Source organism: Paenibacillus sp. NPDC058071 (assembly GCF_042885235.1).
Taxonomy (GTDB): domain Bacteria; phylum Bacillota; class Bacilli; order Paenibacillales; family Paenibacillaceae; genus Pristimantibacillus.
Window position 1 is genome coordinate 19,716 of sequence record NZ_JBHVSK010000024.1, and the last position, 24,647, is coordinate 44,362.

General features: G+C 52.4%; 21 protein-coding genes. 20 read left to right on the forward strand and 1 reads right to left on the reverse strand.

Going from position 1 to position 24,647, the window contains the following annotated elements; translation table 11 throughout:
• The first annotated feature begins 28 nt into the window (after positions 1-28).
• The 18 genes from spoVG (at position 29) to ACFVTB_RS25980 (ending at position 19,286) form a co-directional block, all read left to right on the forward strand.
• Positions 29-316 carry a septation regulator SpoVG gene (gene spoVG / locus ACFVTB_RS25895; protein ID WP_379181508.1) on the forward strand — a complete coding sequence of 96 codons (288 nt, stop codon included), beginning with the start codon at positions 29-31 and terminating at the stop codon, positions 314-316.
• Between the two features lie 237 nt (positions 317-553).
• A complete protein-coding gene (gene glmU / locus ACFVTB_RS25900) occupies positions 554-1,951 on the forward strand; it encodes a bifunctional UDP-N-acetylglucosamine diphosphorylase/glucosamine-1-phosphate N-acetyltransferase GlmU (protein ID WP_387755965.1) in 1,398 nt (465 codons plus the stop codon).
• A gap of 163 nt (positions 1,952-2,114) precedes the next feature.
• Positions 2,115-2,765 carry a 50S ribosomal protein L25 gene (locus tag ACFVTB_RS25905; protein WP_387755967.1) on the forward strand — a complete coding sequence of 217 codons (651 nt, stop codon included), beginning with the start codon at positions 2,115-2,117 and terminating at the stop codon, positions 2,763-2,765.
• Between the two features lie 162 nt (positions 2,766-2,927).
• Positions 2,928-3,488 (forward strand): aminoacyl-tRNA hydrolase, encoded by a 561-nt coding sequence (pth, locus tag ACFVTB_RS25910; protein ID WP_387756078.1) that lies wholly within the window; start codon positions 2,928-2,930, stop codon positions 3,486-3,488.
• A gap of 66 nt (positions 3,489-3,554) precedes the next feature.
• Positions 3,555-3,785: an anti-sigma-F factor Fin gene (fin, locus tag ACFVTB_RS25915; protein ID WP_387755969.1), complete on the forward strand. Its 231-nt coding sequence runs from the start codon at positions 3,555-3,557 to the stop codon at positions 3,783-3,785.
• Between the two features lie 230 nt (positions 3,786-4,015).
• Positions 4,016-7,543 carry a transcription-repair coupling factor gene (gene mfd / locus ACFVTB_RS25920; RefSeq protein WP_387755971.1) on the forward strand — a complete coding sequence of 1,176 codons (3,528 nt, stop codon included), beginning with the start codon at positions 4,016-4,018 and terminating at the stop codon, positions 7,541-7,543.
• Between the two features lie 86 nt (positions 7,544-7,629).
• The gene (locus ACFVTB_RS25925) at positions 7,630-8,712 is read left to right on the forward strand and encodes a peptidylprolyl isomerase (protein WP_387755973.1); all 1,083 of its coding nucleotides are present in this window, start codon (positions 7,630-7,632) and stop codon (positions 8,710-8,712) included.
• 381 nt (positions 8,713-9,093) lie between these two features.
• Complete coding sequence (gene urtA / locus ACFVTB_RS25930; protein ID WP_387755975.1) at positions 9,094-10,347, forward strand: urea ABC transporter substrate-binding protein; 1,254 nt, start codon at positions 9,094-9,096, stop codon at positions 10,345-10,347.
• A 189-nt stretch (positions 10,348-10,536) separates the two neighbouring features.
• Positions 10,537-11,442: an urea ABC transporter permease subunit UrtB gene (gene urtB, locus ACFVTB_RS25935; protein WP_387755977.1), complete on the forward strand. Its 906-nt coding sequence runs from the start codon at positions 10,537-10,539 to the stop codon at positions 11,440-11,442.
• A gap of 21 nt (positions 11,443-11,463) precedes the next feature.
• Complete coding sequence (gene urtC / locus ACFVTB_RS25940; RefSeq protein ID WP_387755979.1) at positions 11,464-12,549, forward strand: urea ABC transporter permease subunit UrtC; 1,086 nt, start codon at positions 11,464-11,466, stop codon at positions 12,547-12,549.
• Positions 12,521-13,297, forward strand: coding sequence for an urea ABC transporter ATP-binding protein UrtD (gene urtD / locus ACFVTB_RS25945; RefSeq protein ID WP_387755981.1), 777 nt, complete (start codon positions 12,521-12,523; stop codon positions 13,295-13,297). The genes urtC and urtD overlap by 29 nt, the downstream gene beginning before the upstream one ends.
• Complete coding sequence (gene urtE, locus ACFVTB_RS25950; protein ID WP_387755983.1) at positions 13,275-13,970, forward strand: urea ABC transporter ATP-binding subunit UrtE; 696 nt, start codon at positions 13,275-13,277, stop codon at positions 13,968-13,970. Before urtD ends, urtE begins: the two co-directional genes overlap by 23 nt.
• Before the next feature lie 249 nt (positions 13,971-14,219).
• Complete coding sequence (locus ACFVTB_RS25955) at positions 14,220-14,495, forward strand: alpha/beta-type small acid-soluble spore protein (RefSeq protein ID WP_387755985.1); 276 nt, start codon at positions 14,220-14,222, stop codon at positions 14,493-14,495.
• A 331-nt stretch (positions 14,496-14,826) separates the two neighbouring features.
• Entirely contained in the window at positions 14,827-15,540 is a 714-nt protein-coding gene (locus ACFVTB_RS25960; protein ID WP_387755987.1) for an SIMPL domain-containing protein, read from the forward strand.
• Between the two features lie 259 nt (positions 15,541-15,799).
• Positions 15,800-16,672 (forward strand): SPFH domain-containing protein, encoded by an 873-nt coding sequence (locus ACFVTB_RS25965; protein WP_387755989.1) that lies wholly within the window; start codon positions 15,800-15,802, stop codon positions 16,670-16,672.
• A gap of 12 nt (positions 16,673-16,684) precedes the next feature.
• Positions 16,685-16,858: a type II toxin-antitoxin system antitoxin gene (locus ACFVTB_RS25970; protein WP_387755991.1), complete on the forward strand. Its 174-nt coding sequence runs from the start codon at positions 16,685-16,687 to the stop codon at positions 16,856-16,858.
• A gap of 430 nt (positions 16,859-17,288) precedes the next feature.
• Positions 17,289-17,828 (forward strand): stage V sporulation protein T, encoded by a 540-nt coding sequence (gene spoVT, locus ACFVTB_RS25975; protein WP_387755993.1) that lies wholly within the window; start codon positions 17,289-17,291, stop codon positions 17,826-17,828.
• A 174-nt stretch (positions 17,829-18,002) separates the two neighbouring features.
• Positions 18,003-19,286 (forward strand): PdaC/SigV domain-containing protein, encoded by a 1,284-nt coding sequence (locus tag ACFVTB_RS25980; protein WP_387755995.1) that lies wholly within the window; start codon positions 18,003-18,005, stop codon positions 19,284-19,286.
• Between the two features lie 954 nt (positions 19,287-20,240).
• Here ACFVTB_RS25980 and ACFVTB_RS25985 read toward each other — a convergent pair.
• On the reverse strand, positions 20,241-21,107 hold the full coding sequence (locus tag ACFVTB_RS25985; RefSeq protein ID WP_387755997.1) for an AraC family ligand binding domain-containing protein: 867 nt from the start codon (positions 21,105-21,107) through the stop codon (positions 20,241-20,243).
• Between the two features lie 204 nt (positions 21,108-21,311).
• Between ACFVTB_RS25985 and melA the strand changes: the two genes are divergently transcribed.
• Both melA and yabN read left to right on the forward strand, forming a co-directional pair.
• Positions 21,312-22,610 (forward strand): alpha-glucosidase/alpha-galactosidase, encoded by a 1,299-nt coding sequence (gene melA / locus ACFVTB_RS25990; protein ID WP_387755999.1) that lies wholly within the window; start codon positions 21,312-21,314, stop codon positions 22,608-22,610.
• Between the two features lie 413 nt (positions 22,611-23,023).
• Positions 23,024-24,502 (forward strand): bifunctional methyltransferase/pyrophosphohydrolase YabN, encoded by a 1,479-nt coding sequence (yabN, locus tag ACFVTB_RS25995; RefSeq protein WP_387756001.1) that lies wholly within the window; start codon positions 23,024-23,026, stop codon positions 24,500-24,502.
• Positions 24,503-24,647 lie beyond the last annotated feature (145 nt).

Consider the following 24,647-nt stretch of genomic DNA (forward strand, 5'->3'; position numbering starts at 1 on the left):
CTCAGATAGGCAAAGGTGGTGAACACAAGTGCAAATTACCGATGTTAGACTCCGCCGTGTAAATTCGGAAGGTCGCATGAAGGCTATTGCTTCTATTACCATTGATAATGAATTCGTCGTTCACGATATTCGTGTAATCGACGGCAACAATGGAATGTTCGTGGCAATGCCAAGCAAGCGTACCCCTGATGGAGAATTCCGGGATATCGCCCATCCGATTTCTTCGACTACTCGCGAGAAGATCCAAGCAGCTGTTCTCGCTGAGTACGAGCGTGCAGCGACGGAAGAAGTTGTGGCAATCGAAGAAGGGGCGTAGCCTATCGCAATTGGAAACGTGAATCGTCCCGGACGGGGACGTTAGGTCGTTTCTGCCTGGGAGTCATAAGAGAAGAGAGCCATTAGGCTCTCTTTTCTTTTTGTCTGTAATGGGATATATTCAAAAGATAAGATTGAGAAGCCGCGGATAATGATTAAAGACTTTGATAGGGCGCATGAAGCATGATGTGTGGAGCGACTTGCGTTACTAACGGAGCGGCATGAGGAGGAATACCGGTTGAAAGTATTGGCGATTGTGCTTGCCGGCGGACAAGGCAAGCGGATGAAATCGAAGCGATATAAAGTGCTGCACGAGGTTGCGGGCAAACCGATGGTGGGTCATGTGCTGCGCACGGTACAGGAAGCGAACAGCGAGCGGACGGTTGTTATTGTCGGCCATGGCGCGGAAGCGGTAAAAACGTATTTGGGCGATCAAGCCGAATACGCACTGCAGGAACAGCAGCTCGGTACGGGGCATGCCGTTCAGCAGGCGGAGGCGCTGCTCGCCGGAGAAGAAGGCTCGACGATCGTTATTTGCGGCGACACGCCGCTTGTGCGCTCCGAGACGATTAACGCCGTGCTAGAGCTGCATCGCAGCAGCGGAGCGGCGGCAACGATCCTTACCGCATCCTTCGATGATCCGACCGGCTACGGCCGCGTCATTCGCGGGGAAGACGGCGCTGTCGTGCGCATCGTCGAGCAGAAGGATTGCTCGCCGGAGGAAGCGCGAGTACAAGAAATCAACACGGGAACTTATATTTTTGATAACCGCAAGCTGTTTGCGGCGCTGGCTAAAGTAACGAATGAGAATTCGCAAGGCGAATACTACTTAACCGACGTGGTAGGTATTTTCCGCAATGACGGCGAGACGGTGCAGGCGTATTGCACGTCCGATCTAGCGGAGGCGATCGGCGTGAATGACCGTGTGGCGCTTGCTGAGGCAGAGGCGCTTATGCGCGCTCGCATTAACCGCAAGCATTTGCTGGAAGGCGTAACGCTAATCGATGCGGCTTCGACCTATATCGAAGCGGACGTACGGATCGGGGCCGATACAGTCATTTATCCGGGAACGGTGCTTCGCGGTTCGACCGTCATTGGCGAGGATTGCGTCATTGGTCCTAACGCAGATATTCAGAATGCGGAGATCGGCAATGGCGTAACGATCAAATATTCGGTTATTGCAGAATCGGTTGTTGGCGACGATAGCTCGGTTGGTCCATACGCGAACCTGCGTCCTGGCTCCAAGCTTGGGGTAGGCTGCAAGATCGGCGACTTCGTCGAGCTCAAGAACGCTTCTCTGGACGACGGCAGCAAGGTGTCTCACCTCAGCTATGTCGGAGACGCGATCGTCGGCAAGGACGTCAACATCGGTTGCGGCGCTATTACAGTCAATTACGACGGTTTTAATAAATTCGTTACGGAAATCGGCGACAATGCGTTTGTTGGCAGCAACGTCAATTTGATTGCGCCGGTGAAGCTGGGCGACGGTGCATATGTAGTGGCGGGCTCGACTATTACGCATGACGTGCCTTCAGGCGATCTCGCTATTGCCCGTGAGCGGCAAGTGAACAAGCCGGGCTACGCTGATAAGATTCGAGCTAGAGCCAAGGCGAAGAAAGCGAACAACAAGAAATAATTCTAAAATGATAAGGCCACAATTGCGGCAGCAAGCCGGCAAAGGCGGTGCGGGAGATCCAGAGCGCTGCTTTTGCCGGCTTTCTTTCTCGTAAAACCTGTTTAATTATTGGCCGGGATGGGCAAAGTGAAAGGGAAATTGACTTTACTGGGAGGTTTCCGACATGTCCATAGCTTTGACGGCTGAACGCCGGGAGACGCGCACGAAAGGCGAGCTTCGCCTGCTTCGGGCGAGCGGGAAGGTGCCGGCGGTGGTATACGGCAAGCAATTGAGCGAACCGGCTCTCCTCGCTTTGGAAGAGAAGGAGCTGCTGCATTTGCTGCGCTCTCATCCGAATGCGGTGCTGGAGTTGAATACGCCTGAAACCGGCAAGCAGCCGGTGATGATTGCCGACGTGCAGCGAGAGCCGCTCTCGCGCCGGGTGCGGCATGTCGATCTGCTGCAGATCGATATGAACGAAGAGGTGCGCGCTCATGTTCGCATCGAAATCGTCGGCGAAGCGAACGGTGTGACGGTGGGCGGCATTTTGCAGTCGATTGTTCATGAGCTGGAGGTCGAGTGTCTGCCTGCTGCGATCCCCGAGCATATCGAGATCAATGTAGCTGATCTGGAAATGGGCGACAGCCTGCTCGTTCGGGACATTCGCCCGCCTGCTGGCATTACCATTACGACGGACCCGGAGTTAGTCGTCGTTACGGTGCTCGTTCCACAGAAAGATTTGACCGCAGAGGAAGCCGAAGCGCAGGAAGTAGAACTTCACGAGGCGCAATCGCGGTCGACGGAAGCTCATATGCATGAGATTGAAAAGGCCTGACGGGCCGTATAGCGAATGAATGCCGAGGAGGCTGTCCCTGCGACGGGCAGCCTCTTTCTTTTGCTCCTTCATGAGGATGGGTGCCAGTTGCCGCCGCCAGTGGTAATATGGTAAAAGAGAAGAATAAGACATGCCGGAAGAGCAGGAATGGGGACGAATACAATGAAGTGGATCGTAGGACTGGGCAATCCCGGGACCGCTTACCAAGGAACGAGGCACAATGTCGGCTTCATGGTGATCGATGAGCTGGCCAAACGCTGGAATATTCAAGTGACGCAAAATAAATGCCGTGCATTAATTGGTGAAGGTCATGTGCAAGGAGAAAAAGTATTTCTTATCAAGCCGATGACGTATATGAACTTGTCGGGAGAGTCGGTGCGCGCCTTTATGGATTATTTCAAGGCCGACCTAGCCGACGGAATGATCGTCTACGACGATATGGATACCGAGACCGGCCGTATCCGTCTGCGCTACCAGGGCAGCGCCGGCGGACATAACGGTATCAAATCGCTTATTCAACATCTGGACACGCAATCCTTTAACCGGATTCGGATGGGCGTATCCCGTCCGCTGCCAGGGCGCAATATCGCTGATTATGTGCTGGACAACTTCCCGAAGAGCGAGCAGGAGAAGCTTCGGGAGATGATTGAGCAGGCTTGTGATGCGTTTGAATTTTCGATCAAGAACTCGTTTGACAAAACGATGGCAAAGTTTAATGGGTAAAACCGCCTAAGCAGCGACAAACCCGGGCATACTGAAGGGTATAACTACTCTTCAGGAGGCATACATATGGCTGTAAACTATATTTGCAGGCACTGCCGCACCGAAATGGGGTCCATTCATAGGGACGGCATCACGGAGCAGCAGCTCGGTTTCCATTTCTTGACCCCCGAAGAACGCAGCGATATAATAGCGTATAACCCAAACGGCGACGTGACCGTGAAAGTTATATGCGATTATTGCCGCGAAGCGTTGGAGGCCAATCCGGAGCTGCTGCTGGTTGCAAATCCGCTGCAGTGACGATTCCTCGCGCCCAAATGCGCGGGGTGTAAAAGCGCTTGCCTATGCTGCGGCATGGCAGAGCCTTAGCAAACGGCTGAGGCTTATTTTTGGTGGAAGACTTGGTTGTAGTGAGAACATGCTGACCCGCCTCAGGCGGCGTCAGCCGTTTATGTTTGCCGAATACCGCTATTGTTGTGCAAAGGCGGTATTCGGCTGTTTACGTATGTAGAAACGAGGTGCCTTTTCGATTGAAAGCATTAGTACAGGCTTTTGCTGCGGACCCCGACGTTCAGTCTATTATCGCCGGCGTTCGCAAAGGAATGCGAGAGCAGATGGTATCCGGTCTTGCCGGCTCCTCCAGACAGGTGCTCGTTGCCGCTGTAAAGACGGATTTGGATCGCCCGCTGCTCGTTGTCACGCATAACATGTACGCCGCGCAAAAAATTGCCGAGGATTTGCAGGAATGTCTTTCCCCGGATGAAGTATTGCTCTATCCCGCGAATGAGCTGGTAGCTGCCGAAGCCGCAATCTCGAGTCCCGAGACGCTGGCGCAGCGAATGGATGTGCTGATCAAGCTGTCCGAAGGCTTTCGCGGGATCGTTGTCGTGCCGTTTTCCGGCGTCCGCCGATATTTGCCTGTCAGCGGCGTAATGGCGGAAGCGAAAATTGAAGTCGCTGTTGGCGACGTTATTCCTTTGGATACGTTCTTGCGGCAGATGACTGCATTAGGTTATGTGCGGGCAGACCGCGTTGAATCAAAGGGCGAGATGAGCGTTCGCGGCGGTATCGTCGATTTTTATCCGCTGACGTCTTCGGTTGCATACCGGATCGAATGGTTCGGCGACGATGTCGACTCGATTCGCACCTTCGACCCGGCCGATCAGCGCTCGCTGGACAATTTGCAGCAATTTACTGTGACGCCGTGCCAAGAGCTGCTCGCGGACGAACGCCGCTTTAAAGCGGCTGCCGACCATGCGGCTTCGCTGCTCGAACAGCAGCTGGACAAGATGACCGACCGAATTGCCAAGGAACGGCTGCGTTCGGAGATCGGCGGCGAAATTGAAAAGCTGCGGGAACATGTATATTTTACTGAAATCTATAAATATATATCGCTGCTTTACCCGGAAAGACAAACGATTCTCGATTATTTGCCGCAGGATACGCTGCTTATTCTCGACGAGCCAACCCGTTTGATTGAAACGGCCCGTCAATTGGAGCGGGACGAAGCGGAATGGGCGACGCATCTGCTGTCGAACGGCAAGTCGCTGCCGGGCTTCGTGCTCGCGCGGGCGTCGGAGGAGATTCTACACCACCGGCCGTTCCCGACGCTGTTTCTCAGCCTGTTCCTACGTCAAATTCCGCACTCGCAGCCGCAAAACATATTGAATATGTCGAGCCGTGCGATGCAGAACTTCCATGGCCAAATGAACGTGCTGAAAGCGGAAATGGACCGTTGGAAAAAAACCGGCGCCACCATTATGATGCTTGCGGGCAACGCCGAACGAATGGATCGGATGCGGCGCGTGCTGCAAGACTACCATATCGAGCCGCCGCAGCTGCTGGAAGGCAACCTGCAGTCGGGCTTCGAGCTGCCGTCTTCACATCTGGTCGTTATTACCGAGGGCGAAATGTTCTCGCAAAAACAGCGCAAGGCGCGCCGTATCGACAAGAAGATGGACAACGCCGAGCGGATCAAGAGCTACACCGAGCTCAAGGTCGGCGACTATGTCGTCCATCAAAACCACGGCATCGGCAAATACGTCGGCATCGGCACGCTGGAGATTGCCGGTATTCATAAGGACTACCTGCATATTTTGTATGCGGGCGGCGATAAGCTGTCCGTGCCGATCGAGCAGGTCGATCTGATTCAGAAATACGTCGGCTCGGAAGAGAAGGAACCGAAGGTCAACAAGCTTGGCGGCAGCGAATGGACGAGAGCGAAGAACAAGGTGCGCTCCTCCGTTCAGGACATTGCCGACGATCTCATCAAGCTGTATGCGGAGAGGCAATCGGCTCCGGGCTTCGCGTTCGGCAAAGACACCGCTTATCAGAACGAGTTCGAGGCTATGTTCCCTTACGATGAGACGCGCGATCAGCTTCGCGCCATTGAAGAGATTAAGAAGGATATGGAGAAGACGCAGCCGATGGATCGTCTGCTGTGCGGAGACGTCGGCTACGGCAAGACGGAGGTAGCGATTCGCGCCGCCTTCAAATCGGCGATCGAAGGCAAGCAGGTGGCCATACTCGTGCCAACGACCATTCTCGCGCAGCAGCATTATGAGACGTTCCGCGAGCGTTTCTCCGGTTATCCGTTTAACATTCAAGTGTTGAGCCGCTTCCGTTCGCGCAAGGAGCAGAACGAGACGATGAAAGGACTCAAGGCCGGTTCGGTCGATGTTGTTATCGGCACGCACCGTCTTTTGTCGCAGGATGTTATTTTCAAAGATCTGGGTCTGCTTATCGTCGACGAGGAGCAGCGGTTCGGCGTGTCTCACAAAGAAAAGCTGAAACGGCTGAAGACCAATGTCGACGTTCTGACGCTGACGGCGACGCCGATTCCGAGAACGCTGCATATGTCGATGCTGGGCGTGCGGGATTTGTCTGTTATTGAGACACCGCCGGAAAATCGTTTCCCTGTACAGACGTATGTCGTTGAATACAATACCTCGCTTATTCGCGAAGCAATCGAGCGTGAGATTGCGCGCGGCGGGCAAGTCTACTACTTGTACAATCGAGTACAGGGCATTTATCAAATGGCCGAGTTAATCAATTCGCTTGTTCCAGACGCCAAGGTTGCGGTCGGACACGGGCAGATGTCGGAGCAGGAGCTGGAGAAGACGATCCTCGATTTCCTGGACGGCGAATCCGATGTGCTCGTCAGCACGAGTATTATCGAGACGGGCGTCGATATCCCGAACGTTAATACGCTCATTGTGCATGATGCCGATAAGATGGGTCTGTCTCAGTTGTATCAGCTGAGAGGTCGGGTCGGGCGATCCAATCGAATCGCTTACGCGTACTTCACCTACCAACGGGACAAGGTGCTTACCGAAGTGGCGGAGAAGCGTCTGCAATCGATCAAAGAGTTTACCGAGCTGGGCTCGGGCTTCAAAATCGCTATGCGCGACTTGGCGATCCGCGGCGCCGGCAACCTGCTTGGTCCGGAGCAGCACGGCTTTATCGCTTCGGTCGGTTTCGATCTGTATTCGCAAATGCTGGCTGACGAAATCAGCAAGCGCAAAGCGGAAATGGAAGGGGTAGTCGTGAAAGAGGAGCGGGCGGTTACGACGCTGATCGACGTAAGTATCGACGCCTATCTGCCGTCAGATTATATTTACGACAGTATCCAGAAGATCGAAATCTACAAGAAGGTGGCTTCCGTCCGCTCGTTCGAGGAAACCGACGACCTGGCTGAGGAGCTAATCGACCGGTTCGGCAATTTGCCGCAGGCTGTCGATAATTTGCTGTCGGTGGCGCGTCTAAAAGTGCACGGTACGATGTACGGCATTGAACAGATCAGCCAAAAGGGCGACGATATAACAGTCCGTTTCGCCGAACAGGAAAAGAAAAAGATTGTTTCCAAGCAGGTCGACCGGCTGTGCCTGCAGTTTGAGAACCGGTTCCGCCAAGGCAGTCATCAGGATGCAAATCCTACGCTGCTGTTACGCGGAAAAGGGTTGGAAATGGATCAGAAGCTGCAGCTGCTGGAACGGTTTCTTAAGCTATTTCAAGAAGCGCGAGTTCCGGAGGAAGCGCTGCAGGATGCGGCCCCGTAAAGCGGCCGAAGGATAGAAAATTCGCATTGCAGACCTGATTTCTGCTACAATAATGAAAAACTTCGTATTTTGAAAGGGGATTCTACATGTTGCACGGTACACGCAGATCGGCATGGCGCAGAAGCGCGCTGCTTATTGTTGCGGCAGTGCTCGTCATGACGGTTTTGGCGGCTTGCGGCAGCAAGAAGGAAGAAGGCTCGGGAACAACATTCGCGGGAGCGGGCACGGGAACGGCGGTTGCTACGTATAAAGAAGGCAGCGTTACAGAGCCAGAATTCAACAAATATTTGGGCGTATTCAATATTTTGCAGCCCGGCTATGAGCAAATCATAGAAATTCCGCAATTCAAAGAGCAATTGCTGCAGCAATTTGTGGCTTACAAAATTTTGTCCGAACGCGCATCTGAAGCTACGTTGAAGAAAGCTTCGGAAGAAGCGGACAAGCAGATGGAGCAATTCCAGACGACAATCAAGTCGAATGAAGAATTGAAAAAGACGCTGGAAGATAAGAAAATTACCGAAAATGATATCAAAGCATACATTACGCTTATGCTCGTTGTTGTAGAGCACATGAACTCCGAAGTGAAGGATGAAGAGGTCAAAGCGGAATACGAGAAAAATCCGGGCTTGTACAACAAAGCATCGGTTCGCCATATTCTCGTAGCGACGACGGACAGAGCGTCCGGCAAGGAGCTGCGTACGGCGGAAGAAGCTCTGAAGCTCGCGAAAGAAGTGAAAGCGAAGCTGGAGGCGAATGGGGACTGGAATGCTCTTGCTAAACAGTATTCCGATGACCCGGGCTCCAAAGAAAACGGCGGTTTGTACGAGGATGCCGATGTCAACCAATGGGCGGAAGCCTTTAAAAATGCCGCTTTGACGCAGGAAGTCGGCAAAATCGGCGAGCCGGTCGAGACGGAATTCGGTTACCACGTCATTAAAGTCGAGAAGCGCGACGTAACGCCGTTCGAGAAACTTGACGAGACGGCGAAAGAAGCTGTGAAAAGCGCTGTGGCTTACGAGCACATGAACAAGTTCATGACGGAAGAAATGCCGAAGCTGGATGTGAAGCTTACGCTTCCAGAGCCATCTAAAGCGCCTGAAGAGTCCGCTAAGCCGGACGAGAGTGCAAAACCGGATGGCGAAGCTTCGCCTAAACCGGAAACTAAATAATAAACTTGCTTGAATGGCAAAGCCGTTCTTTCGTGCCCTATGGGTCGGAGGAACGGCTTTTTTATTTTGTTGTGGGTTACAGTCATATAGCGGAACACCTGGCTGGAGGCATGAATATTTATGTAATGTTTATGTTATGTAATTGGTGAATACCGAGACAAAATGATTCAAAATCAGTCAAAAGACAGTCTTATTTGTGAGATAAAATTACCCCAAATTAGCCATTCTGTAAGACAAATGTCCTCTTTTCAAATTTTGGTGTTATATATATTGACATACAATCCGACCACAAACTATAATGAGGATGCGAACAATGGAAACCTAATCCATGTAAATGTTCGGCAATAGATATAAAAAATAGAGGAACTGGGGAGTGGAGAGATGAAAAAGAAATGGTTTTATCAGATGGGACTTCTTTTAATTGCATTAAGCCTGGTACTGGCGGGCTGCAGCGGCAATAAGAAAGAGGAACCGGCTTCCACAACATCCGGCGGCACGGGCGCCGCATCCGAAGGGGAAATTAAAGTTGGGGTCTTGCATTCATTAAGCGGAACGATGGCAATCAGCGAGGTCTCGGTGCGTGACGCCGAGATTATGGCAATCGAAGAGATTAACGCCGCAGGCGGCGTTCTTGGCAAAAAGATTGTGCCAATCGAGGAAGACGGCGCGTCCGATTGGCCGACGTTCGCAGAGAAAGCTCGTAAGCTTATTTCAGAAGATAAAGTAGCAACTGTATTCGGCGGATGGACTTCTTCCAGCCGCAAGGCGATGAAGCCGGTGTTCGAGGAATTGAACGGACTGCTCTGGTATCCGGTTCAATACGAAGGTCTCGAAGCTTCTCCGAATATCTTCTATACCGGGGCGACGACGAATCAGCAGATCGTTCCTGCCGTCGATTGGCTGCTTGAAAACCGGGGCAAGAAGTTTTACCTGCTCGGCTCCGACTACGTGTTCCCTCGCACAGCGAACCTGATCATTAAAGAGCAGCTGAAAGCTAAAGGCGGTGAATTGGTAGGCGAAGAGTACACAGCGCTCGGACATACCGATTACAGCACGATCATCAGCAAGATTAAGGCGGCAAAACCGGACGTCGTATTCAATACGCTGAACGGCGACAGCAACGTTGCCTTCTTCAAACAGTTGAAGGATGCAGGCATTACGGCGACTGACCTGACGACGCTGTCCGTTTCCGTAGCAGAGGAAGAGATTCGCGGCATCGGCGTCGACGTGCTGCAAGGCCACTTGGCTGCATGGAACTACTATCAAACGACGGATACGCCAGCCAACAAAACGTTCGTCGAGAATTATAAAAAGAAATACGGCGACGACCGCGTAACGGCCGACCCGATCGAAGCAGGCTATACTGCGGTGTACCTGTGGAAGGCAGCTGTTGAGAAGGCAGGCACGACGGATGTCGAGAAGGTGAAGGAAGCAGCTAAGGATCTTGAGTGGGACGCGCCGGAAGGCAAGGTCAAAATCGACGGCGAGACGCAGCACATTTACAAAACGGTTCGAATCGGCGAAGTGCAGTCGGACGGCCAATTCAAGGAATTATGGAATTCGGGCGATGCGGTCAAACCGGATCCATACTTGAAAGGCTACGACTGGGCGGCAGCCATTAAGCCGACTGAGTAACTTGAAGTTGGCGAGAAGCCAAAATTCACGAGGGTGACAATAGGGTTGCGGCAATAGCGGCTGCAAAGGGGAGTATTCGGCGAGGGCGTTTGGCGTAACGGATGCTCCCCTTTGCTTAGAGCCGTATCGCCTCCGCCACGGCTTGCTCTCGGCGGTTCCGCCGCCATTACTTGAAGGAGTTGAAGGCATATGGAAGTGCTTATACTGCAGCTGTTCAATGGAATCAGCGTCAGCTCCATTTTGCTGTTGATCGCGCTCGGGCTTGCCATTACGTTCGGGCTGATGAAGGTCATCAATATGGCGCACGGCGAGCTCATTATGATCGGCGCGTACTCCACCTATTTGACGCAAAATATTTTCAAAAATGTGTTGCCGGATTCTTTGTTTGACTGGTACTTTGTGCTGGCGATACCGGTCAGCTTTCTGATTGCGTTTCTATTTGGGCTAATCATGGAAATGAGCCTGATACGATTCCTGTACGGCAGACCGTTGGATAGCTTGCTGGCAACCTGGGGCGTTGGGCTTGTGCTTCAGCAGCTGGCTCGGTCGATATTCGGAGCGCCTAACGTGGCGGTGAAAAGCCCTTCTTGGCTGGAAGGCGGCATTCGCATTATGGAAGGGACCGTCTTTCCTTATAAGCGGTTGTTTATTCTCGGGTTGGTTTGTCTTTGCCTGCTGGCTATGTATTTCTACATTTACCGCAGCCTTGAAGGAAGAAGGATGCGGGCCGTTATGCAAAACCGCGATATGGCCGCCTGTCTCGGCGTATCGACGAGACGCGTCGATGCAATGACCTTTGCCATCGGTTCTGGCATTGCCGGCATCGCCGGATGCGCGCTTACCTTGCTCGGACCTATTGGTCCGTCACTTGGCACTTATTATATTGTGGACGCGTTCATGGTCGTCGTGCTTGGCGGAGTCGGCAAGCTGGTCGGCACGGTGCTGGGTGCTTTCGGCATCGGCGTCTTTAATACCATTTTCGAATATTGGACGAATGCCTCGCTGGGTAAAGTGCTCGTATTCCTCTGCATCGTTGCCTTCCTGCAATGGCGGCCGAGCGGATTCGTAGCGATGCGGTCGCGTTCGCTTGATTAATAGGGGAAGGGTGAAGGATCGATGGTGAAGACGCAGAAATGGACTCCCCAAAAGCTGTGGATTTTAATCGGTTACGCGGCGGCGGCCGGGGCGATGTTCTCCGCTCCGTTATTTTTGAGCGATTTTCGCTTGAACCTGCTGGCCAAGTTTCTCGCTTTTGCGATTGTTGCCCTCGGGCTCGATTTGATTTGGGGCTATACAGGTATTCTCAGCTTAGGCCACGGTATCTTTTTCGGACTAGGCGCGTACGCGATGGCGATGTATTTAAAGCTGGAGGCGAGCGGCGGCAAGCTTCCCGATTTTATGGGGTGGAGCGGACTGACGGAGCTGCCGCTGTTCTGGAAGCCGTTCGAGAGTTTTGGCTTCGCGGTGCTAATGGGGATTCTGCTCCCAGCACTGCTGGCGCTTGTACTCGGCTACTTTACGTTTAAGAACCGGATTCGCGGTGTATACTTCACGATTTTGACGCAGGCGCTTGTTATCATTACGACGACGCTGCTTATCGGCCAACAGGCTTACACAGGCGGCACGAACGGCGTCACCGGCTACAGCAAAATCCTTGGACAATCGATCGCTTCCTCCGATACGAAGCGGATGCTGTACTGGGTGACGGCGATCGTATTGATTGGTGTGTTCATCTTGTGCCGCTATATCGTGAAGAGCCGGTTCGGCAAGGTGCTCCGCGCCATTCGGGACGGAGAAAATCGGGTGCGGTTTATCGGCTATAACCCGGCTGTCTATCAAATGCTCATTTTTACGATTTCGGCTGGTATTGCAGGTATTGCAGGCATGCTGTTCGTACTTCACGTCGGCATTATTTCTCCGTCGATGATGGGGATTGTCCCTTCCATCGAAATGGTGCTGTGGGTGGCGATTGGAGGCCGCGGCACGCTGATTGGGGCGGCGCTCGGAGCCGTCCTTATGAACTGGGCGAAAAGCGAGTTCAGCACGACGTATCCGGAAGGCTGGACATATTTTCTCGGAGCGGTATTTGTCATCGTCGTCGTGTTCCTGCCGAACGGGCTGACCGGTCTGCTCGGCAAAATCAAGCTAGGCAAAAAGAGGAGGGAACGGAAGCATGAAGGAGTCGAGTATCCTGCAGTGTGAAGACGTGACGGTGGAATTTGACGGGTTCAAGGCGATACAGGGGATGAGTCTGGCGCTCAGTAAAGGCGAGCTGCGCTTCCTGATCGGGCCGAACGGCGCGGGCAAAACGACGATGCTGGATGTTATTTGCGGCAAGGTTCGTCCGTCGAAGGGGCGTGTGACGTTCAATAAAAACGTCGATATTACGCGCAAAAAAGAGCATCAGATCGCCGAGCTCGGCATTGGCCGCAAATTTCAGGCTCCTTCGATTTTCCCGTCCATGACGGTCTCGGAAAATTTGGAGATCGCAATGCGTCAACGGCGCGGCGTGTTCTCCGTCCTTTTTGCCGGGATGAAAGCGGAGGAGCGGGAGCGTATCGGGCATCAGCTGACGATGATCGGCCTGCAAGACAAAGCCGATTGGCGGGCGGGCGGCTTGTCGCATGGCGAGAAGCAGTGGCTGGAGATCGGCATGATGCTGCTGCAGGAGCCGGAGGTACTGCTGCTCGACGAGCCTGTCGCCGGTATGACGGACAAAGAGACTGACAAAACAGGCGAGCTGCTGGTGGAGATTGCAAGGCAGCGCTCGATCGTCGTCGTCGAGCACGATATGGAATTTGTCCGTAATTTTGCGAGCAAAGTAACGGTTATGCATGAAGGCAAGCTGCTGAAGGAAGGCTCCATGGAAGAAGTGCAGCGTGATGACCGGGTGGCGGAAGTGTACTTGGGAAAAAGGCGGGATGCGGATGTTAGCCGTTCAACAGCTTGAGGCGGGGTATGGAGAAAGCGTCATTTTGCGGGAAGTGACGTTGAAAGTGAAGCCGGGGCAGGTGGTATGCCTGCTTGGACGCAACGGTGTCGGGAAGACGACGCTGATGAAGAGCATCATGGGCGTGTTGAAGGCTCGTCGTGGCGCGGTGTCTTATAAAGGGACCGATCTGACGAAGCAGGCGCCGGGGCGGCGGGCCAAGAGCGGTATCGGCTATGTGCCGCAGGGCCGGGAAATATTCGGACAGTTGACGGTATACGAAAACTTGCTGCTTGGCTTGGAGGCATCTCGTGAGAAGGAGCGGACGGTGCCTGAAGAGGCGATTGCGAAGTTTCCGGTACTGAAAACGATGTACGGACGGCGCGGCGGCGACCTCAGCGGCGGGCAGCAGCAGCAGCTGGCTTTTGCCAGAGCGCTTGCTTCAAGACCGGAGGTACTGCTGCTCGACGAGCCTTGCGAGGGCATTCAGCCATCCATCGTGGACGATATTCGCGACGTCATTCGCTCAATCAAAGTGGACGGACAAACAGCTATTTTGCTGGTTGAGCAAAGCTTGGAGTTTGTGAAGAGCGTCGGCGATTACTTTTACGTGCTGGATAAGGGGGCAGTTGTCTGGGAAGGGGGGCTGGAGTCGCTTAGCGACGATGTCATTAAGAAGTATTTGACGGTTTAATAAGGCTTCGCGCGGATATGTGAAGTAGTTCAACTGATGTTGGCGATGGGATTGAAGGGATTTTGAATCGTTTGGCATGGTTGGAGCGGGATTGGGAGCGGGAGAGATATAATAGAGAAGACGGAGGGATCGGCGATAGCCGGTCTCTTTTTATGTTTTGACGAGGTTATAAAGGATGTTCCGTCTGGAGACGGTAAGGAGGAGCATGGCCTGGCTGAACGGGATCATGCAAGGGAAGGCGGTGATAGCATGGCGAGAAGAAATCGCAAGCTGCTCGTGCCGGAAGCTAGACAAGCGATGCAGCAATTTAAAGGCGAAGTGATGCAAAGGGAGGGCTACCATGTCGACCCTCAGCATCCGGACGACGTGAAATACGAAGTGGCTCAGGAGCTAGGAATTCCGCTTCAACCGGGCGATAACGGCCAGTTGAAAACGGAGGACGCCGGCCATATTGGAGGGAAAATCGGCGGCTCGATGGTTCGCGAGATGATTCGGCTGGCACAGGAGAAGCTATCGAAAAATTAACGATGCTGCCCTAGTGGTATCAAGTGCAGCTTTAACGACTGGCGTCATGGAGGAAACTTCATGCTGTGGGGCAACTGCTGCGTGAATGAGGAACGGTCTCTTCGAGGGCGAGAGCGAGCGAACTGGCAGCTCTTGCGCTTGTTTGAAGAGGCCGTTTTTCTTTGCTGGCGGGTGGTTTGCGCGGCGCGTGCAGCTGCCAATTTGTGGTGTGGTAAGTCGTCGCAAGGTGGTGGTCAACTACATAGACCGTTTTCTCCATCTCGTCGCGTCCTGATGCGCGATGCCTTAGTCCCAGTTAACGAGAAGTGCGTTAACGTATGAGTGAGGCGTTTTGACCATACAAATAGGAGAAGGAGTTGGCTGGGAGAGGGGCGACAAAGACGTGAATGATGGGAATGTAACGGCACGGCATGCGATGGTGGATACGGTCGGAGAAGGAAAGGTGAGCGCGGCGCCGGATCAGGCGGTGCTGGTAGTAGGGACAGAGACGCAAGGGAAGCGGCTTAGTGAAGCGCAGCAGCAAAATGCAACAGCGATTGCAGGAGTGATTCAATCACTGTTGCAGCTAGGCGTACCTAGGGAGCGCATTCAAACGGTCGTTTACCGGATAGAGACCGAATACGACTATCCGGACGGCGTGCAAACGTTTCGCGGTTATAAGGTGATTCATCTGCTGCAGGTTACGTCGGATCGGCCGGATCAGGCGGGACAGCTGGCGGATGCCGCAGTTGATAACGGGGCGAACGTTGTGCAGGAGGTTCGCTTTGCTTTGTCCCATGAGGCACAAGTTCGCTATGAGGCGGCAGCACTGACTGCAGCGGCGGCGGACGCTCGCCGCAACGCGCAGACGCTGGCGGGAGCCCTCGGTTTCTCATCCTCGGTCGAGCCAGTCCACATCCATGAACTCGGCGGTTCGGGAGAAGCGCCGAGGCTTTTTCAAGCGGTATCGGCCTCAGTAAGCGACTCAACGCCGATAGAGCCTGGATTGCTTACGGTAACGGCAGGAGTCCGGGTGTGGTTTCGGATTTATCCGTCATCTGGATAGCGGTAAGAACGTCATGTGATGCCGCATGCGATACGAAGTACTATGCGAATTTGAAGTGCCGGTTCGCAGTGGCTGATGTCTCCATTGTCTTCGTGTTGGATATTCTTTTTTAGCTTACGGCCAGATAGAGGTTTTGATTATCAAAGGTGCAGCGTCTTTTGGGGAAAGGGCGCTTCGCCTTTTTTTGTTGAAACGGTTTACTAATACTGTAAAAAGTGATATCATAATTATATCAAAACAATATAAGGGGTGCAGGTCTATGACAGAGAAACAGGCTTGGCGAATGAATGGTTTTCTAGCACTGCTTGTAGCGGTCGCATCTATTGCGGGCGGTATTGCTTTTATTGTTGCCGGAGCGTCCGGTACGGTGGAGAATGTAACGTTTATCATACTTGGAGTGCTGCTCTGTCTGCTGTTTCTTGTGGCATTGTCGTCGCTCACTATCGTGCAGCCCAACGAAGCGAAAGTGGTGACTTTCTTCGGCACCTATTCCGGAACTGTCTCGGCTAGCGGCATGTGGATGGTGCTGCCGTTTACGAAGAAAGAAAAATTATCGCTCAAGGTTCGCAATTTCAATAGCCAGACACTGAAAGTTAACGATGCCGAGGGCAATCCAATCGAGATTGGCGCAGTCGTTGTGTTCAAGGTGACGGACACGGCAAGAGCCAGCTTCGATGTCGATAATTACGAGAAATTCGTCGCGATTCAGAGCGAGACGGCTGTTCGGCACATCGCTGCACAGTATTCTTACGACACGTTTACCGATGAGCAGAAATTGTCGCTAAGGGGCAATGCGGAAGAGGTTGCTCAAGAGTTGATGAACGAGCTGCAAGTACGTTTGACTGTGGCGGGCGTTCAAGTGATCGAAACGAGATTGACGCATCTGGCCTACGCGCCGGAAATTGCAAGCGCCATGCTGCAGCGCCAGCAGGCCATTGCGATTGTATCTGCCCGTCAGCATATTGTAGAAGGCGCCGTAGGCATGGTGGAGTCGGCGATCAGACAATTGGTTGCGCATGGTATCGAATTGGATGACGAGCGCCGGGCCGCAATGGTTAACAATTTAATGGTTTCCATCGTATCGGATCGCGCTGCGACTCCAGTTATTAATACGGGAACGCTGTACTCGTAGAGGATTCGGCTTATGGGTAAAGAAAAGAAAGCTTTTGCGCTGCGACTCGATCCTGAACTTCACCGTGCGTTGGAGCAATGGGCAAATGATGAATTTCGAAGCGTTAACGGGCATATTGAATATTTGCTGAAAGAAGCGTTGGGAAAAGCCGGCAGATTGCCGAAACCGACGCCCAAGGATTCGTAATCCGTTTTAGCCGCCAAGCCTTTTTCAATAAGGTATTGACGGCTTTTTACGTTAATTCGGACGTATTAGGAGATGTATGGGCAGCTGCAATCGGTTGTGTGCATAAGAAAATGGGAGCCGATGAATACTATGGTCAGATTCACAACGAATTCGTTATCGAGCTTGCTCGAACCGATAACAGCCGGACTATCCGGTCTATCCGGGCCCCGTTGCGGAACACATAAACGATTGCGACAAAACCAAGCTGTTCATCGCCGGAACGTATCCGTTAGTTGTATTATTTCCAGAATAGACGAGCGTCAGCATCATCTTTATACAACGCTTCTTGTGCCGATTAACCGCGTTTGCGCCAGGCAGGCGCGTTGGGTTCATGGGCAGGCGGCTTGTATCCAGTCGACTTAAAATCCTCTAGGAAAGTGGGGCAACAAGAATGAAAGCAACTGGAATTGTACGTCGAATCGATGATCTCGGGCGTGTGGTGATACCGAAGGAAATACGCCGCACGCTGCGTATCCGCGAGGGAGACCCTCTTGAAATATTCGTTGACCGCGACGGCGAAGTTATTTTGAAAAAATATTCTCCGATCGGCGAGTTGGGCGATTTCGCCAAAGAGTATGCCGAGTCCTTATTCGAAAGTACGAACCATGTGACGCTGATTACGGACCGCGATAACGTCATTGCGGTAGCAGGCGCTTCCAAGAAGGAGCTGCTGGATAAACAAATCGGCTCGCTGCTTGAGAATTGCATGGAGAACCGCAAAACGGCCGAAGGAGCGGGAGGTACTTACGAAATCGTCAAGGACGTACATGATACTTACTCCGCGTATGTGGCTGCTCCTATCGTTGCGGGCGGCGATCCGATTGGCACGGTCGTGCTGCTCAGCAAAGACGAATCCGTTAAAATGTCGCAGATGGAAACGAAAATGGCAGAAACTGCAGCCGGTTTTCTTGCCAAGCAAATGGAGCAGTAACGTCGAAAGTGAACAAGGAAAGCCTCGGTATGCGCCTATACCGGGGCTTTATTATTTGAAAGATGTGGAGGAAGTAAATTCCTTTTTAACTATATTGTAACGATTTCGCAGGCCGGTCCGTCTATAGTGATGAAAAAGCCATTTTTAATTGCTATCCTATGGAGGTTTCCGACTATGCAATCAACGTTTAAAACATTAGCGCTTTCGATCGCAGGCAGTTGCTTGCTCGCCATATCCTCGCCGGTTATTTCCGCAGCGGGAACCGCTCCTTCGCTAGTAGCTTCTGCGATGGAATCGACGGTGCTTTCTGCGTCTGGCCCAGCGGTATCTTATTCTCATGCCTCCGTTTCTGCAGTGCCAACATCCTCATTGCTTTCTGCGGTCCGCTTTGAAACCCCCTATTCAACAGTAATTGGATCTGCCACGAGTTCCGCTGTGCAGCTTTCGAGCAACGCCAGCAAATCAAATTCGGCGGTCACGGTATCTTCTCGTTCGGTAATCGAAAAAGAAGGACAGTATGGCATTAGCGTTAAGATTCCTGTTATTGCAGGAATGGAAGATTCGGCTTATGAGAAGCGGTTGAACGAAGAGATAGCACTGCAAGTGAAGCAGGAAATCGAAGTACTGAAGGAACAAGCGGCCGAGGAGGTCAAGTATGCTAAAGAGAGCGGCTATGAGCCTCATTTGTATGAGCTTAAGGTGGACTATGATCTAAAATCGGATGGCAGTAAGGCGAATGGAAGCGAGCTGAGTTTTGTCGTTCGGACTTATACGTACACCGGCGGAAATCATGGACTCTATCGTGTCGATACCTATAATGTCTATAACGGTGAGCATGCATCGGACATTACACTTGAGACAGTACTTGGCGCAGACTACAAGGAACAAGTTGAACGTGTGGTAAAGGCGGAAATGAAAGCCGATCCGGAACGGTTTTACGAAGGTATCGAAAAAGAGCTGAATGTAACAAGCGATCATCCGTTCTATATTAAGAACGGCAAACTGGTCCTCGTCTTCCAGCAGTATGAGATTGCTCCGTACTCAGCGGGAATTATCGAAATAACCGTTCCAGCTACGGGAATTGTTGAGCCAACTCCACCTGTTCAAGTGCATATCGGTCAGCAAGGCAAGGGTACGGGTACAGCCGTCGATGGCTACTATTTATTGACTGGCCATGGCGATCGTCTTGTTCCGCTTCGCGTGACTATGGAGAAAGCCGGTTATTCCGTCCATTGGTACCAGAAGGAAAACCAAGCAGAAGTAAGCCGTCTCGCTGATTTCACGGTCGTGAAGCCAGGGGTGGACGCTTATTTCCTCAATAAAAAAGATCCCATTTCAATTGGTATCGCGCCGGTTGTCATTGCCGGTCATCTGTACGTACCATCCGAATTTTTCAGCGAGGTGATGAACCTCCCAGTCAAGGTGGAAAAGGATACCGGCATGTTGATTATCGGCTAGGCAGACGCTCATGGCTGGGTTTGTAAGACTCGAAAGAGCCTTACGGAGGTGAAAAGAGCGTGCCCGCGTGTCTGTAAGAGTCGAAAGAGCCTTACGGAGTCGAAAAGAGTGTGTTCGATCGTCTGTAAGAGTCGAAAGAGCCTTACAGAGGAGAAAAGAGCGTGTCCGAGCTTTTGTAAGAGTCGAAAGAGCCTTACAGAGGAGAAAAGAGCGTGTTTGAGTGTCTGTAAGAGTCGAAAGAGCCTTACAGAGGATAAAAGAGCGTGTTTGAGTGTCTGTAAGTCTCGAAAGAGCCTTACAGAGGGGAAAGTGTGGACCCACGTGACTGTAAGACTCCACAGAGTCTAAAGAGGGCGTGTCCGCGTGTTTGTAAGTTCCAGAAGAGCCTTGCAAAAGTGAATGGTGTCAGTTCACGCATCCGTAAGCCGGAAAACCGTTTTACAGAGGCCAAAAGTGCGAGTTCGATCGTCTGTAAGCCGGAAAACCGTCTTACAGGGGCCAAAAGTGTGAGTTCGATCGTCTGTAAGCCGGAAAACCGTCTTACAAGGGCCAAAAGTGTGAGTTCGAGCCTCTGTAAGCCGGAAAACCGTCTTACAGGGGCCAAAAGCGTGAGTTCGATCATCCGTAAGCCGGAAAACCGTCTTACAGAGGCCAAAAGTGCGAGTTCGATCGTCTGTAAGCCGGAAAACCGTCCTACAGGGGCCAAAAGTGTGAGTTCGATCGTCTGTAAGCCGGAAAACCATCTTACAGAGGCCAAAAGCGTGAGTTCGAGCATCCGTAAGCCGTAAACCGTCTTACAGGAGCGAAATATCGCCAAGGCACCATGCGCCGGGATCGTCATGACGATGCAAGAGCAAATAGCGGCGATAGCACTAGCGATGCTAACAGAATTAAAAGCCAATCTTGTCCGTTAGATAGGAACAAGATTGGCTTTTGCCATTAAAGGCACCTCACCTAACGCTCGCTCAACTGATTGCGGTAGGAGCGCGGACCGATACCGACCGTTCTTTTGAACATTTTGCTGAACAGGAATGGGTCGGGGTAGCCGACCGAGCGGGCGACGTCGCTAACGGACAGCTCGGGATTGGCGAGCAGCGATGCGGCGCGGTTCATGCGGAATTGCAACAGAAACGTCTGCAGCGACAGCTCGAATTGCTGCTTGAACAGCCCTGACAAATAAGTGGCGTCGAGTCCAACGTGGGCAGCGATTTGCTGGACCGATACTTTTTGGCTGTAACTGTTCTCGATGAACGCAATGGCTTCGCGAATATAGGCTTCCTTGGAGGCCGACCGTTTGGGTCCTGCAGCAACTGCCGCCGCGTCCTCCTCTGTGCATTCGATCAATTCGGCGAAATAGCGGTACAGCAGGCTTTGCTGCATCAAATCGCCGCTCTTTTGCCGGTATGCTTCTGTCAGCTTGCGGTGAGAGCCGTCGAACCAGCTTTTTACGCTCTTTCGCTCCTGACCACTCGCCTTAAAAATAGGCTGTGAAATACTAAGTCCCGCCCGCTGCAAGAAGGTTCGCGCAAGCATGCCATCGAAGCCGATCCAGCTATACACCCACGGGTCGGATTCGTCCGCCTCATAATGAACGAGCGTGCTGGGGGTGATAAGGAAGCCTTGGCCCGCCGACAGCTGATAAGTCGCACCGCCGGTGGTGAACGTTCCTTTGCCGCTTATGATGTAATGGATCAAATACGTATCCCGCAAGCCTGGCCCCCAGCTGTGCAGCGGCTCGCAGCGCTGTTTGCCGAAGAAACGGAGACGAAGTTCCATTTGCGGCTGCGGATCGTCGTGCTGATAAAATTCGGTATGGCTCATCGTTCGCAACTCCCTCCTAAGCAGACAAACTTGTATGTATAATTATAACAGGTTTATCTTTCGAAAAACGCATGAAAACGATATATGAAATGGAATTATGACAGGTTTATCGGGAGTTAATCCATGTTCGTCCGGCAGCCTCAGCGCTTATAGTTAAGAGGAATCAAGCAATCATTGAAACCGGTGAAGGGGGATTACACCACCATGTCTAAAATAACGTTCCTTGGTGCAGGCAGCACCATTTTTGCAAAAAACGTGCTCGGAGACGTCATGTTGACCGAGGCGCTGCAAGGGTTCGAGCTGGCTTTGTTCGATATCGATCACAACCGATTGCGCGAATCGGAGCAGCTTTTGCTCAATATTAAGCGTTCGAGCGGCAGCAGCTGTGTCGTCAAAACGTATACCGATCGCAAAGAAGCGCTTCGCGGCGCCAAATATGTCGTCAATGCCATTCAGGTTGGCGGCTACGATCCTTGTACAATTACCGACTTTGAAATTCCGAAAAAATATGCGCTGCGCCAAACGATCGCAGACACAGTTGGCATCGGCGGCATTTTCCGCAACTTGCGGACTATTCCGGTCGTTATGGACTTTGCTAGAGACATACAGGAAGTATGCCCGGATGCACTGTTCATGAACTACACAAATCCAATGGCCGTTCTGACGAACGTTTTGTCGACTTACGGCGGGTTGAACACCGTTGGCTTGTGTCACAGCGTACAAGGCTGCGTTTCCGATCTGTTCCGCGATCTCGGCATGGACTCGCAAGGCGTAAAATCCCGTATCGCCGGTATTAACCATATGGCTTGGCTGCTCGAAGTGACGAAGGACGGAGTCGATCTGTATCCAGAAATCAAGCGCCGTGCAGCTGAGAAGCAAAAAGAAAAGCATCATGACATGGTGCGTTACGAATTGATGCTCAAGTTCGGCTACTATGTAACGGAGTCGTCGGAGCATAACGCCGAATATCATCCGTACTTCATCAAACGGAATTATCCTGAACTGATCGGACGCTACAACATTCCGCTCGACGAGTATCCGCGCCGCTGCATCGAGCAGATTAAAAACTGGGAAGATCAGCGCGACGCGATGCTGGCCGATTCCCAGATCATCCATACCCGCAGCCACGAATACGCTTCTCATATTATGGAAGCGATAGAGACCGACAAGCCGTACAAAATCGGCGGCAACGTAATGAACAAAGGCCTTATCACGAACCTGCCGAGAGAAGCTTGCGTCGAGGTTCCGTGTCTGGTCGACCGCTCCGGCATCTCCCCGACCGTTGTCGGAGACTTGCCGCCGCAACTGGCAGCGCTTAACCGTACCAATATCAACACGCAGTTGCTGACGATCGAAGCGGCAATGACGGGCAAAAAAGAGCATATTTACCACGCTGCCATGCTCGATCCGCACACGTCGGCTGAGTTGTCGCTGGACGATATCGTTTCGCTTTGCGACGACTTGATCGAAGCGCATGGAAGCTGGCTTCCGACGTTTAAATAAATAATTTCGTTGCGAGATATACCGCAACCAACCGGCGCAAAGAAGCTTCCAACCCTATCGAAAGAGGGGCGGTAGCTTCTTTTTTTCGGATCAAACTTTAAATCAGAGCTTGACGGAAAAGGAGAGAGCAACGAAGGGGCGGAGGAATCCTGGAGAAACGATAGTCGATGGGAATAACCCTCTGACCCACAGCGCCTTCCCTCACTTCAAGTCAAGCACTGATTTCGTTTTTATGCCCTTTTTCCATTTTTTACAGACAGTCTAAAAGCGGCAAGCAAAAACGAAATGATATTTTTAAGCCAGTCTTTCGTCCCTTTCGTGCTCTTTTTCAAAGGTGGATTTCGAATTTTCCGCAGCCGGTGGTATACTAGCGTATAGCGGCTTTACGCCAAACGGCAAGGAGGAGTATGAAAGTGACACATTCGATTACCGTCGTGGGCCTTGGTTCCGGCGATCCGGATCAATTAACGCTTGGCGTCTGGCGTAGATTGCAGGAGGCGAAGCGCCTTTATGTGCGCACCGAGCATCACCCGGTCATGGCGCTGCTGCACGAGCGGGAAATTCCGTTCCAATCGTTCGACAGCCTGTACGAGCAGTACGACTCGTTCCCGGATGTGTACGACGCAATTGCGGATACGCTCATTCGTGAAGCGGGAGTATCGGACATGCCGCTTCTATACGGCGTGCCTGGTCACCCGAGCGTTGCTGAGCGTACGGTGCAGCTGTTACGCGAGCGCTGTCCAGAAGCGGGTGTTGAACTGGAAGTGATCGGCGGCGAGAGCTTTATCGATCAGGCGTTCTTGCGACTCGGCATCGACCCAATCGATGGCTTCGCTCTGCTGGATGCAGCCGAGTTGCAGCCTTATATGCTGCAGCCGCGCGTACATACATTGATCGGACAAGTGTACGATGCGTTCACCGCCTCCGACGTCAAATTGGCGCTGATGGAGCGTTACCCCGACGATTTCGAGGTGTACGTCTGCCATGCTCTTGGCGTAACGGGCGAGGAGCAGATCACGAAAGTGCCGTTGTACGAACTGGATCGCGCAGAAGGCTACGGCAACCTGTCGCTGATCTGGGTGCCTCGCTCGACCGACGATGTGGTGCTGAACCGGTCCTTCGACCGGCTGCATGAGATCGTCGCGATACTTCGCAGCCCGGAAGGCTGTCCGTGGGATCGCGAGCAAACGCATCAGTCGATCCGCAAAAACTTTATCGAAGAATTATATGAGGCGCTGGAAGCGATCGATCAGGACGATCCAGACGGCATGCGCGAGGAATTTGGCGACGTCATCCTTCAAGTGATGCTGCATAGCCAAATGGAAGAAGAGACGGGCGCGTTCTCCGTCTACGACGTGATCGAGACGTTGAACGAGAAGCTGCTGTTCCGTCATCCCCATGTGTTCGGCGACAAAGGCGCGAATAACGCCGATGAAGCGCTGGGCAACTGGGAGCAAATGAAGGCGGAGGAGAAAAAGCGCAATGGTACGGATCAGGTCCGCAAATCTCAGCTGGACGGCATTCCGAAAGATTTGCCTGCGCTGATGAAGGCTTACGCGATCCAGAAGAAAGCGGCGAAGGTCGGTTTCGATTGGGATGAGCTCGGCCCTGTGTTGGAGAAAGTAGAGGAAGAGTTGAGCGAGCTGAAACAAGCGATCGCGGAGAAGGATGCCGATGAACAGGCAGCCGAATTTGGCGATCTACTGTTCGCAGCCGTTAATATTTCGAGGTTTATCAAGGCCGATCCGGAAGAGGCTCTCTCCCGGACAAACGATAAATTCAAGAAGCGATTCTCTTATATTGAAGAACAGCTTCGTATAAACGGCAAAACTTTTGACCAGACTGATTTAACAGAAATGGATCGTTGGTGGGAGGAAGCGAAGCGACAGTAACGCCATTTTTTCGCCATAAAACGCATTTTTCCGCTACGATTCGTTAAAATTTTATTTTCGCAGCAGGATTTCTCGCAGCCGAGCAGAATATGTAATCTTCGTATAGTGGTTTACAGTAAATTTTCCCAAGAACGGAAGCGTCTAT